At 64.4% G+C, this 13,672-nt stretch carries 6 protein-coding genes; all 6 read right to left on the bottom strand.

Annotated elements, in window-relative coordinates; all coding sequences use genetic code 11:
- The coding region (locus Q0O95_RS10540) for an RDD family protein (RefSeq protein ID WP_293698211.1) at nt 1-1,061 on the bottom strand (1,061 nt) is incomplete at its 3' end.
- On the bottom strand, nt 1,058-3,367 hold the full coding sequence (locus tag Q0O95_RS10535; protein ID WP_293698208.1) for a transglutaminase domain-containing protein: 2,310 nt from the start codon (nt 3,365-3,367) through the stop codon (nt 1,058-1,060). The genes Q0O95_RS10535 and Q0O95_RS10540, both read right to left, overlap by 4 nt.
- Entirely contained in the window at nt 3,364-4,698 is a 1,335-nt protein-coding gene (locus tag Q0O95_RS10530; protein ID WP_293698205.1) for a DUF58 domain-containing protein, read from the bottom strand. Before Q0O95_RS10530 ends, Q0O95_RS10535 begins: the two co-directional genes overlap by 4 nt.
- Nucleotides 4,698-5,672: a MoxR family ATPase gene (locus Q0O95_RS10525; RefSeq protein ID WP_293698202.1), complete on the bottom strand. Its 975-nt coding sequence runs from the start codon at nt 5,670-5,672 to the stop codon at nt 4,698-4,700. The genes Q0O95_RS10530 and Q0O95_RS10525 overlap by 1 nt, the downstream gene beginning before the upstream one ends.
- A 61-nt stretch (nt 5,673-5,733) precedes the next feature.
- Nucleotides 5,734-11,865 carry an Ig-like domain-containing protein gene (locus Q0O95_RS10520; RefSeq protein WP_293698199.1) on the bottom strand — a complete coding sequence of 2,044 codons (6,132 nt, stop codon included), beginning with the start codon at nt 11,863-11,865 and terminating at the stop codon, nt 5,734-5,736.
- Nucleotides 11,866-12,032: 167 nt separating this feature from the next.
- Nucleotides 12,033-13,672: fibronectin type III domain-containing protein (locus Q0O95_RS10515; protein ID WP_293698196.1), on the bottom strand; the 1,640-nt coding region annotated here is incomplete at its 5' end.

Genomic DNA, 13,672 nt, shown 5'->3' with positions numbered 1-13,672 from the left:
GGTCCTTGCGACGCGCCCTGAGGAGATGCGCCCTGAGGAGATGCGCCCTGAGGAGGTGGCGCTTGAGGAGGTGGTGCCTGAGGAGGAGCTTGGGGTTGCTGCGGCTGCGAGGGTTCGCGGCCGCTCAGCGAACCGGGACGGTACGGCTGCGCTTGCTGAGGAGAGGGCTGCGGGCTGGGCCCGGGTCCGGATGCGATAGGAGCAGAAGAGGGTGCCGACACGGGGCCGGGCGACGCCGTCGGCGCGGAGGTCCGCGCAGCAGGAGCGGACGGGGGGCTCTGACCGGCCGATGGTGCGGGTGCCGAGTGGCCGACCTCCGGGACAGCCGCACCGAGAACCCCGCTGCTTCCCCTTGCTGAAGGAACATACTGCAGCGATTCACGCTCGACTGCCTCCGTGGCAAGCGACGGCAGCTGCTCTTCGTCGTCGTTGAGCTCGACCTTGGCATTCTTGCGCGCAATGCGCATCCGCTTTCTGTCGTACGGGTTCAACCCCGCGCGGATGTCGACGAACCAGGTGCCTCCTGCGTAGTCCAGCCATCCTCGCCGACGTCGCTGCTGGTCGAAGAACGGCGAAACGAAGAAGAGCGCGGGGCCGATGACGGGCACGTAGAACACCAGGCTCATCAGCAGCCCGCGCCACACGGCCCGCCAGAATCCCGGGGCTTCGAGCGTCTTGACGTTGACGGATCGGATACCGACGAACGCCTTGCCGATCGTGACGCCCTTCTTGCCGTGCAGCGACACCTGCACGATCATGAATGCGAGCGTGAGCACGAACGAGAACAGCCACACGAGCAGAATCAGAATGAAATTCGGGTGCTGCACGAATCCGTACACGTCGAGCATCCCGGTCAGAATGTTGATCAGGTACGGAACGACGAAGATGAGATACGGCGACATGAGCAGGCCGTAGATCACGAATTCGATTATGGAGGCGAGTGCGCGACGTCCGTACGGCGCGGGCACGAGGCCGAGCATCGCGGCATACTCCGGGTCGGGATTACCGTCGTCGTCGAGACCCTCTACGACCTTCTTCTTGTCGTCGATCTCCCAAATCATCGTTTTCTCCTTCGAGAACGAGCTTGCCGCAGGAAGGAGCGGATAGACAACTTCGACTTCAGTCGCTCCCAGCGCGAGGCCTCACCCTGCATCGCTGCAAGGCTCTGATCGACGTCGCTCCAGAACGCTTCGACCTCTTCGTCACCCGGTCGCTCCGGCCCGAATACTCGCTCATCGACGTACGCGCCGATCGAGACGGCACGCGACTCGGGGTACCTATCACCGACGGAGGCCGCCACGGTCGTGCGCGTGACTCCGCTTGGAACATCCAACCCGAGGTCTACGGCCTGGTCGACGACCTCGTGCCATCCTCCGGAGAGCCTCGAGGAGGGGTCGCTCGCTTGTCGTCTTCGCTTTCTGCGCACGAGCTTCATGGCGCCGACGATGATGAAGGGCGAAAGGAGCAGCAGTATCGCCAGCAGCGAGATCAGCACGGTCATCACGATCGGGACCCAGTCGAAGGGGTCGTCGTCTTCCGTGTCCTCGCCTGGATCCGGCTGCACCTCGGGTGTCAGCTCCACCGGCTCCTCCGGCGGCTGCGGGGGCTGCAGCACCTGTGGTCGCGGGTCGGGTTGCGGCTCGGGTTCCGGTTCGATTTCGGTGTTGTCCTCCGGCGGTGTCGCATCGAACGGCACCCAGCCGTGCCCTGCGAAGGGGATTTCCACCCACGCGTGCATGTCGGTGCCGCGCAGATTGACGGGTTCGGATGACCCGGTGAATTCATCATTGGGGTACAGCCCCATGACGACGCGGGCCGGAACGCCGATCTGCTGCATCGCGAGCGCGAACGCGACGGCGTACTGTTCGTCGTCGCCGAGCGGGACGTCGCCGCGGAACATCCTGTCGATTCGGAAGACGCTGTGGCCCGCGAGCGACGTGAGCTCATCGGACTCCAGCCCGTGGCTGAACGCACCGCCGTGCAACCTGCTCTGCAACGACTCGATGATCTCCAGCGTCGTATTACCTTCAGCGTGCGTTGCAACCCAAGCCTGCAGCAATTCGGGTATCTGCTCTGCTTGAGGAACATCGACGTCGAGGATCTCGACGCCGCGAAGATCGTCTGGGTCGGGCCGCTCCGTGACAAGCGAGGAGAACTCGTACGCGTCACCCTGCTGCAATTGCTGCGTCACGATCGCACTATCCGTTGAGCCGTTGTAGTGCAGCGAGTTGTGCAGGAGCGGCGAGCGATCTCCTTCGAACTCCATCGACTGCAGCGATCCGGTGGTCGGCAGCCAGATCCCCGAGTACTGGTCGATCTCGACCCGCACGGTCGCGGGCGCACCGTCCGAACCGCCCTCGACGCGGTCACCGATCCGGGAGTACGAACCGGAACTGCCGGACTCCCGCGCACCCGCGACGGCGAAGACATCACCGTCGTGGAAATCCATCGTGGCTATACGCAGCCGAGACCCCGCCGGCATCCCCTCGACCGTCATGAGCGTTTCGTTCTCGAAGTTCTTGATCCAGCCTCGGTAGCCGGCAAGCGGGCTCGGGTACTGTTCGACGTCGACGGGAGGCTCCACGACGTCGCGCAGGATGCTGCGGTTCGCCGGTTCGACGATGAGCGTCGCACCCGAGCCGACGACTGCCGCGCCGACGAGCATCGCGACGGCGCCGAGCAAGCGCTTCCGGCCCTGCGTCTTCTGCATGCGGCGGGCATCCGTGACGTCGAGGGCCGTTTCTTCGGCAAGCGACTTGCGGAACATGTGCATGCGCCACGACGACCACGCGAGTGCGATGACGACGACGGCGACGCCGACGAGCCAGGGGAACGCGACCATCTTCGTGCCGAAGATGATCCCGACCAGCAGCGCCGCGAAGACGGGGGCGACGGCCCAGAGCGAGAACTTCCTCAACCGCAGCGCGAGCACCGTCGACAGCGCGGAGCAGATGAGCGTCGTCAGGAGCGGGACTGCCAGCAATCCCGCGAAGGTCGTGAGCGGGGGCTCGGCCGTGAGCACTTCCTTCCACGAGAAGACGATGCCCAACATCAGATCGCGGAGCCCGCCGAGCGTTGGCAGGACGCCCCAGAGCGCTTTCGAAGGAACCGCGAGCGCAACCCCGAACAGGACGTATGCGAGCACGACCCCGGCCGTCGTATAGAGCCAGCCTTTGAACGGCCCCGAGGATGTCAGGACGCCGACGCCGATGCCGAGCAGGGCTCCCCCCAACCCTGCGATGAGGTACTGGAATCCGCCGAAGGCCGGACCGAACGTGAGCGTCACGAGCGAGAACAGGACGAACATGACGGCGATGTCGATGCCCTTGCGTATGCGGCTCGACTGCAGAAGGGGCTTCCGGTTCACGCTTCGCTCACCGCCCGCAGCAGCCGGGGCAACGACTCGACTTCGTTGATGGCGAGCATCTGAGCGCCGCCGAGTTCGCGGATGCTGACGTCCTGCCCCGGATTCGCTTGCACGACGACGGCTCTCGCCTGCGGCGGCAGGAGTAGTTTGGCTCGCCGGATGTCGTCGGGTGAGACGCCCGTGCCCGCGTGCAGCACGATAAGCGAGGCGTCCGTGTGCTCGCGCCCGATTCTCGCCGCCAGCTGCAGGAAGTTCGCGTGCCTGCTCCCGTAGTCGAGACGGCTGAGCGTGTCGAGCATCCGCTTGGGGTGGATCGTCGGAACGGGGGTCTTCGAAGTCACAACCGAGACATTCATTTCGTCGCGGATCGCCTGCAGCCCCAGTGAGCCGAGCACGCTGATCGCAACCTCGAACTCCTCGGGGTCCACGTAGTCGTGCGCGTTCGTGCTGAGCCCCATCGCCAGGATCGAACGTTTCGTCTGTTCGAACTGTCGCACCATGAGCTTGCCGGTTCGAGCGGTCGACTTCCAGTGAATGTAACGTCGGTCGTCACCGGGGGCGTACTCGCGAAGCGCGTGGAACGAGATGTCGCTGTCGGTCAGCTCGCGCGAGGAGATGCCTTCGAGGTCACGGATCAGACCTACCGAGGTGGCGTCGAGGTGGACGGTCTTGGGATGCACGAACAGTTCGACGGGGTCCGTCCAACGCACCTGACGGCGCAGTAGCCCGAGTGGATCGGCGCGAACACTGCGCACGGGGCCCACCTGCAGGACGGCACGGCGTCTGGTCGGGATCGCGAAAATGTCCTCGTGCACGTCACCCGGCGCCATGCGCGGCAGGTCGAAGGTCGCGACAGCGTCGCCGACGGGAACCTCGATAGCGGCGGGCGGGAGCGACCTGTTGGAGGCCGCATGGATCTCGATGCGGCCGAGCGCACGCTCACCGACGACAACGCGCGTAAAGGCGAGGTCGAGTTCGATGCGATACTGCGTTCGCCCCAGCACGAACAGCACGGCGATCGCGAGCAGCGCAAGGGCTGCGAAACCGGCGACGATGACTTCGCGCCAGCCGAAGATCAGCCCGGAGACCGCCGCGCCGATACCGATGGCGAATGCGAGCCAGCCAAGACCTGTAACGGGCTCGAGATACGGCCCGACGACACCCTGCCACCGACGCAGGAGGACGCCCGCACGCTCCATGAGCGTCGGTTCGTCGTTCGCGCGCAGCGCGGACTCCTGCGTATCACCGGAGAACCTCGCTCGCGTCTGCCTCACCATCGTGAGGAAACGCGATCGAGTCGCACCTCCTGTGTCGCGGTCGGCTTCTGGCATCAGGCTGACACTTCTCGTTCCTGTGGAGCGCTGACCTCTGCGATCGCCTTGTCGACGATGTCCTCACCGCTCACGCCGTTGAACTCCGCCTCCGGGTCCAGCACGATTCTGTGGGCCAGCACGGGGCGCGCGAGATCCTCGACGTCGTCCGGCAAGACGTAGTTGCGGCCGCGACTCGCGGCGCGGGCCTTGGCAGCACGCGCCAACGCCATGGCACCACGAACCGAGACGCCGAGCCGAGCGTCCTTGTTGCCGCGTGTGTGGTCGGCGAGTTCGGCGATGTACTGGAGCACCGCGGGGGCGACGTGCACCGTGCCGGCGAGGTCGATCATCTCGGCGATCGCGTTCGTCGTGATGACGGGGCTGATCCGGGCGGACGCATCACGATTCGCGGCGCCGGCGAGGATGTCGATCGTCTGTACGACGCCCGGATACCCGATCGAGGTCTTCATGAGAAAGCGGTCGAGCTGCGCTTCCGGCAGCCGATACGTACCCGCCTGCTCCACGGGGTTCTGAGTTGCGATGACCATGAAGGGGCGATCGACCTCGTGCGATTCGCCCTCGGCCGTCACTCGGCCCTCCTCCATGACCTCCAGCAGCGCCGACTGCGTCTTCGGCGATGCGCGGTTGATCTCATCGGCGAGCAGAATCGAAGCGAACACGGCTCCCTTGTGGAAGCTGAATTCGTTCTTCTGCTGGTCGTAGACCGTAACACCGGTCACGTCGCTCGGCAGCAGGTCGGGCGTGAACTGGATGCGCTTGTGACTGCCCTGCACGGTCGCCGCCATCGACTTCGCGAGCTGCGTCTTCCCCGTGCCGGGGGCATCCTCGAGCAGCAGATGCCCTTCCGCGAGCATCGTGATGAATGCGAGCGTGATGATGTCTTCCTTGCCGAGCACGACGCCGCCGACGGTGTCGACCAGCTTCTTGAACGTCGCGGCAAACCATTCGGCCTGCGGCTGGGACAGTGGCATTGACACTATGGGGTTCCTTTCGGACTCGGTTCGCTGACATGGTAGTCGATGCGGGTGCTCATCAGCCTGGCCACCGCCTGACCGGAGTCTCTACATTCACGCCGTTTCCGGACACCACCATCCAGGCGTCACCTGAGAAACCCGAATAGCAAAGATGGTTGGTTCCATCGGGTCTCGTGGTCCCGGTCGTCGTGGACCCGGATGCCGAGTTTATGACGACCTGACCGGTCTGGAATGAGGTGTCTCCCCCGGTACCGTCACCGGTGTTGAAGCACTGGAAGTTGTAGGTGCCACTGGGAAATTCATCCCAGTTCAGTTCGAAGTATCTGCAGTTTTCGCCATTATTGCCGCTGCATGATCCCTGTGCGTAAACGGGCCCGCGCGTGAGCGTGATGGACGGCTGGAGGCCCCGAGCAGCGGCGTCGTTCGTCGTGGTCTGGGCGCCGTTGCCGTTGTTGTTCTGCTTCCCTGTAGACGCTTCGACCTCAATCGTGACCCGTTGCCCATTCGAGGCATTGACCGTTCTGGAACCACGGTTCCCAACCGACTCCCAACCGCCGCCGTTGATGTTCACCCGCACTGACACGGGGTGCCCGTTCGCGGATGGAGCATCCCACGAGACCTCCACGCTACCGACTCCGGCAGTTGCGCTCGCACTCGGCCTCCCGATAGGCCCATACGGATGGATGCCGACACTCGACGGATCGCTCTCCGTCGACGCGTCGTCTGCCGTCCCTACAGCGCGCACCTGCACGGTGTGTGCCCCGTTCGAGGCGTTCACTCTCTGGTTGCCGGCGCTCGCCGACTGCCAAGATCCGCTACCGACTCGATACTGGTAGGAGAGTTCACTCTCGCGATAGCCGTTCAGCGCTCCTGCCTGAATGTTGATGGTCGAGTAGCCGTCCGAATCGGAGACGTGGGTAGCGGTCGGGGCTCCCGGCGGATTCACGAGCCTGATCGGGTCGCTCGTGCTGGCTTGTCCGTCGCTCACGTCGTTGGTTGCGTACACCCTGAAGGTGTACGGTTGCTCGCTGACCGGCAGACTCTCGAACGTTGTGCTCGCGGTCTCGCTGCCACCGGTGGCCGGGATGGTGCGCCGCTGCTCGTTGAGGGCGGTGCCTCCTCTGTACGGCGTGATGGTGTAGGTATCCACGGACACGCCGTTGCCATCAGAAACGCCCCAGCTGACGACGACCTGATTCACGGATCCGCCTATCTGCGAAGGGCTGGCGCTGACTTGCCCCGGCGCTGTCGGCGGGCCGGCGGGAACTCTTTCTCGCGATTCCGGCGACCACTCGCTCGGCTCATCCGCATTGTTGTGCGCCTGCACGCTGAAGATATACCCCGTACCGTTGCGTAAATTCTTCCAGGTGAAGTTCGTGCTCTCGACCCGCTGCTGCGTGGTGCCGTCCGGAGCGGGAGGGGAGATCTGCAGAATGTAGAACTCGATACTGGAGCCGCGGTTCTCCGGCTGCTCCCACGATATGTCCAGTTCCTGGTCGCCTCGCTCGGCGCTCGGCGCATTCGGCTGCTCGGGGCGGACATCCGGCCTGGCATCGATCGATGCTTGCGACGGGTCGGATTCGCCGACATCGTTCACGGCGACGATGCGGAAGTTGTACACCGTGTCATTCGTGAGCCCTGTCACGGTGCACGACGTGGAGCCGCACTCCTGTGCTCCGCCATCCCACTCGACGAGGTATCCGGTGATCGGCGCGCCGTTCGCCGAGGGAGCGGTCCAGGAGAGCGTGACCTGCGCATCGCCGATGGCGTTCACATTCGGGCGCAGGGGAGCATCCGGGCGACCCCGCACGCTGATCTCGACGTTGCCAACCGCCGTCCTCGCCTCGTTCTGCGTGGCGTCCTCGATCGTGTACTGCAACGTCAGCATTCCGGAGAAGTCTGCGCCGGGAGTGACCGTCACGTTCGTTCCGTCCGTCGACGGCGCGCCGATCGCCTCACCACGCAACACCTGCACGTCACGAACATTCAACGACTCGCCGATGTTCTGGAACGGGTTGAAGTCGTTCTGCAGCACGTTCACCGTCACCTCGACACCCTGATCCGTCTCGGCAGAGTCGGCGATAGCCTGCGGTAGCGGCCGTGTCGAGGCGACCACCTCGACCGTCACGGTTCCCGGTACCACGTTGCCCGCGGGGTCCTCGATCAGGATCTGGTAGGAGCCTCTCGTGCCGGGCGGGGTGTCAGTCTCCGCCGTCGCGACGAAGGTCTGATCGTCGATCGTCGCGTCGATGCCCTCTGCTTCGCCGCCGTCCATCCGGAACTTCATATTCTCGAGATCGCCGGGATCAGGGTCCCTGGTCGCTTCCTTCAGGTCGTACTCGGTCGCGGCTTCGCCCGGCTGCACCTGCAGCACGGCACCGTGGAACTCCGGATCCACTTCGCTGGAAGGAGTCACGACGATCGGCACCGTGAGTCTGGCGGTCAGGGCGTCGGGATCATCCGGACCCGCTCCGTCCGTCACTTCGAAGTTGATCGCGGCGTCGCCGACATAGCTGGGCGCCGAGGTGTAGGCCAGGGTGTGCTCGTCGATCACGAGACTGTCACCGTTGTCGTTGGTCGCCGAGACGGCGTCGGCCGTTGTGATCCTCGCCGTCCCGCCGTTCGGCAGCTCGACGACTCGACTCAGCGGAATCTCCAGCAGCTGTCCCGACCCGATGTACAAGACGGTGTCGGAGGCGACGTACGGGAGTCGTTCGCCGATCGCGGGTACGAAGATGAAGGCCTCGCCCGCGCCGCCGTCCTGATCGGTGGCACGGTAGGTGATGACCTGGAACTCTTCGCCCGGCATGATCTGGATGCCATCGTCGACAACCGTTCCCTCGCCGAGCAGCACGTCGAGTGCCAGATCCGCGGGGTCACCGTCGACGTCGCGATCGTTCTCGAGCACGGGCACGACGAAGGGCTCGCCGGCGGTGAGGTCGTCGAGCGCGACCACATCGTCGACAGCCTGAGGCGGTATCAGAGGAGCCTCGGCGTCGACCTGCACCAGGATCGCGCCGATCGCACTCGCTCCGCGGACATCCCGGATCGTGTATTCGAGCATGTAGTCGCCCGGCTCCGACGGCGCCGTGAAGTTCACCGTGGGGGTCTCGGAACCGAGTCGCAGGTCGTCGAACACCCGCGGAGCATCCTCGGTGTTGACGCTTACGAGCGTGAGCTCGTCGCCATCCGGATCGGTGTCGTTATCGAGCACCGACACCGCGACCGCGCGGTCAGGGCGCACGTGCACCGAATCGAGCATTGCCTGCGGAGGCTGATTCACTGCGCTCGGCTGCGCGATACCGACCGTGACGGAGCTCACCGACTCCGCACCCCATCGATCGCGCACCCGATACTGGAAGGTCGTTGTTCCGCTGTCGCCGGAGAACGCCTCGAAATCGAAGTAGTCGGGGCCGATCTCCACGATCCGCCCCTTACCGGGCGCGGTTTCCCAGCCGACCAGGGTCACGCCGTCGCCGTCCGGATCGATACCGTTCAGCGGGATGGGCACGCGAACCGTGTTGCCTGCCAGGACACGACTCGTAACGTCTTGCGCGTGCGGCGGGTTGTTCGTTTCGAGGTCGCGTCGTTCGATCTCGACGCGCACGCTGGCGGTCGCCGTGTTCTCACGATTATCGCTGATCTGATAGATCACATCCACGAAGGACGGCCCGCCGACGACGACGTGCAGGCGAATCTGATCACCGTCGACGAATACGTATCCCTCCTCCGGCAGCAGCGAGGACTCCACGAGTTCGGGGTCGAGGGAGAAGGGCAGGTTGTCAGGGCTGAAGTCGTTCGCAGTCACATCGATCGATGTGAAATCGCCTTCGCGCAGTGTGCCCGTGTCATCGACCGCGACCGGGCTGCGCGGCTTGTCCGGCGGTTCCACCGGGATGACGACGATCTCGCCGGTCGCGGTCTCGGTGCCATTGGACACCTGATAGGTGAGCGTCGCGCGGTCGGTGAGACCGTGCTGGTCCTCGATCCGCAACATGTGCCGGTGCACGAGTTGCACCGACAGCGGGACACCTCCCGTGTCGACCGACTGCACGACGAGTACGCCGCCGGCGGGGTCGACATCGTTCTCGGTGAGGTCGAGGAGCGCTTCGCCTCCCATCGGCAGCAGCGCGACATCGCGAACCGCGACGGGAACCGCATCCTCTATCGGCTCGGTGACATCGACACGGATGTGCCCCTGCGCCTGACTCGGCCCCGCAGCAACCGTGTAGTCGATGTAGTGGGTTCCGAGGCTTCCGCCGGTGACGTGCAGCGTGTTCGTGGACCGGTCGAGATCGATCGTCAGGTCGCCTCGCGGTGTAGCACTCGCGAGCCTCGCGTTCTCGCCGGCCGGGAGGAAGTCGTTCGCGAGTGGTTTGAGCGAAGTGGTTTCGCCTTCGTTGACGCTGGCGTAATCGGCGTTCGCCATGGGTGTCGACGTTCCGCGCTCCCGCACTTGAACGTCGATCGTCGACTCGCGCTCCTCGATACCGTCGCTCACCACGATCGTCATCGTCGTCGGGCCGGATTCACCCGTCGCAGTGTAGATGATGCGACCGTTCGGGTTGAACCGTACGGTGTCTCCGGAGTCGCTGAAGGCGTCGACGAGGAAGACGTCGTCGCCGTCCGGGTCGAACCAGTTATCGAGCGCAGCATGCTCGTACTGCGCCCGCTGCTCCACTTCGAAGCCCTGATCGCGAAGCGTCTCCGGAGCAGCGTTCTGGCTGTCATCACGAATCCTCAGGGTTACCGATGCTTCATCGGTTCCGCCACGGCCGTCGTCGACCCGGTATCTGAAGTTGATCGCGTTGGCGCTGAAGTCGGCCGGGACCTCGACTTGAAACTGGGAGGAATTGCGCACTGGCGAGATCCGGACTCCTGCGGGGGCATCCCCCACGAGAGAAACGGTCAGGATGTCGCCGTCCGGATCGCTGTCATTGTGCAGCACCGGCACCAGGGTGGAACGACCGGTCCGTGCGCCGAAGATCGTGTCGTCGTGCGCGACGGGAGGGTTGTTCTCTTCGCTGGGGTCGGGGGCGATGTGATCGACGGAGTCGTCCATCGACTCATCGTCTTGCTCTTCCGTCTCCTCATCCGAGGTCGGCGGTATCAGGTCCGCCCAGTTGTCGACCATGACCAGTTCGTCCGTCATCAGCCACGAGACACCCGAGACCACGTCATTCAAAGCGACGACACCGCGATGTTCGCGGAAGAGCACATCGCCGCTCATCTCGGCGTCGACGACTTCGTCGAGGTTCGCGCTTTCGTCGTCGCAGGCGCGAATGACGCGGGAATCCCCCGGCCATGCCGCGTGAACGCACGTCGCCAGTTGCACGGGGGCGACCGCATCCCCTCCTGACGCGTACTCTTCCGCGCGGGCGTCTCCCCCCGCTAGCGGTTGCCGGATCAGTTCGCTTCCCGTTGCCAGCACGACGCTCTCGGATGCGATGCCCGACTGTTGCAGGACCGCGGTCTCGGGGACATCAATGACGGATGCGGGCAGCAGGAGTACTCCGTTCGCTGCGTCGAGCGCGGCCGGTTCCGTGCCCACCGCCGTGATCTGCAGATCGTCGGCGACGCCGAGCTCTGCACGCTGCTGCTCCGTCGGAGCTGCGAATACCCCGTCCGTTGCTTCCCAGGTGTAGGCGGTTGCATGCTCGGAAGAGACCGCGTGCACATTGCCTTCCTCATCGGCAGTCGCGGCACCGCCGGGTCCGAGTACCGCGAGCGGGTCGGACTCCTCGTATCTGAACCCTGCGAGTGTGCTCACGGGAAGAGCCCAGAGCCGACCGTCGATAGGGTCGACGATGGTGATGGTTCCGCCGCGGAGCGTCACGTCGACGATGCCGGGCATCGGGATATCACCGACAAGGCTGACCTGCCCCGTGTCGATCGGTCTCAGACTGATGTTCGTGTGATCGACCATGATCACCGTGCCGTCGTCCTGCACGACGTCGAAGCTCTCAGAAGGAACGGTCAGCCCGGCATCGAGTTCCTGCGCCTGGTAGTTCAAGTGGCCGAGTTCGCTCGATTCGAGTTTCGTAACCCAGACGCCCCCGTCATGCATATCCACGTCGGTCGTCGTAAACCCGGGGTGCGAAAACGCCATGATGCCCAGCGCGACGGCCGCCGCCGTCACAACCGCCACCGACGCCGAAGCACGCTTCCTCTGTTTCACGAAGCGCAGCACTTAGGAGCCCCCACCCTCTCAGCAACTGGATTGCAGCGGCCAGCGGTCGTGCAATCAGACCGAACTGCTCTTGCCGGCTACCGATTCAGGATATCCGATGAATCTCGCCCGGTGCAGCGTTCTCGCGCAGAACACGGGGCCGCGCTCCGCACGAGCATACGGCGGAGCTACGGGGTCCATGACCTTTCTTCCCCTTCATAGACACGGCTGCCGTTTTGGAAGAGGTCGATCCGGACCTCCCCGTGCCCGTTGTAGAAGCAGAAGCGATCGGAGCCATCCAGGGCCGTTCCGGACGATGCCAGTGAGACGTCGTAGCCCGTGTGGAAGTAGCCACCGGAGCTGTGCCAGCACCGGAACTCGTACGTTCCCGATTCTATTCCTTCGTAGTTCAACACGAGCGTGGGCCCGCATGATCCGTCTATGCATCGGTCAGCCCCCTGAGTGACCCACAGGCGTGACGACTCTTCCACGGTTCCGCTGGCGCTCGCGTGCGGTGTTTCGCTCCACTGCTCTTCAGAATCGCGCACCCGGATCTGCATCTGGATCGTCTGCCCTGCATTACCGTCCACCGTGGGATTGCCGCTCGTACCGTTGCGATCCTGCCAACCGGACCAGCTGCCGTTACCGATTCTCTGACGTGTCTGGACCTGATCGATGGGTCTGCCGTTCTCACCGTTCAGGCTCCAATTGAACGTCACACCCGTTGTCGAAGCGATCGCTGAAATACTCGCCTTCGGCGGTGCCCCGTACGGCGATACCTGGACGCTGGCGACATCGCCGGTGTTCGAGACGCCGTCCGACTCGGCGACCGCGCGAACCTGCACCGTCTGCTGTGCATTCGAGAGGTTCGATATCACTTGATCTCCCGTGCCGATCGATTGCCAGTCGCCACTGCCGACACGGTACTCATAGCTCACTTCACCGGCCCGATAGCCGTTCAGTGCTCCCGGTGTTATGCGTATCTGCGCTGCTCTGTCACGATCGGCCAGATGCTGCAGCGCGGGTGCTTCCGGTGCGTTCACGATGCGGATGGGCGAACTCGTGGCCGACTCGCCATCACTCACATCGTTCGTCGCGAACACCTCGAACGTGTACGCGTCTTCATGGACAGGCAGACTCTCGTATGTGTACCTCACCGTCGTGCTGTTCGACGGCGGTGCCACCTCGCGGCTCAGCTCCGTCAACGCGGTTCCGTTGCGATACGGAACAACCGTGTAGTGCTCGATCGCCGACCCGTTGTCATCGGAAGCACCCCAGGTGACGGCGACCTGATTCGTCGACCCGCCCAGTTGCTGCGGCGTTGCAGAAACGTTCGTCGGCGCCGTCGGCGGGCCAGCGGGAATCTCCCCCGCAGACTCCCTCGACCACTCGCTCGGCTCATCCGCGTTGTTGTGCGCCTGCACGCTGAAGCGATACTCCGTACCGTTGTGCAAACCCGTCCAGGTGAAGTTGGTGCTCTCCACCTCAACCTGCGTCGTTCCGTCCGGAGCACCCGGTGAGATCTGGAGAATGTAGAACTCGATCCTCGAACCGCGATTCTCCGGCTGCTCCCAGGAAACATCGAGCTCCCGATCGCCGCGCTCGGCGCTCGGCGCGCTCGGCTGTTCGGGCCGCACATCCGGCCTGGCATCGATCGAGGGAGGAGAAGGATTCGACTCCCCCACCTCGTTCACCGCGACGACTTCGAAGTTGTAGACGGTGTCATTCGTGAGGCCCGTGACCGTGCAAGTCGTCGAGCCGCACTCCTGTGCTCCGCCATCCCACTGCACGATGTACCCGGAGATCGGCGCACCGTTCGACGAAGGAG

The sequence above is a fragment of the uncultured Agrococcus sp. genome, from assembly GCF_945915485.1.
Classification (GTDB): domain Bacteria; phylum Actinomycetota; class Actinomycetes; order Actinomycetales; family Microbacteriaceae; genus Agrococcus.
Note: the sequence above shows the minus strand (reverse complement) of the source record. Positions and strands in the feature narration are given on the sequence as shown.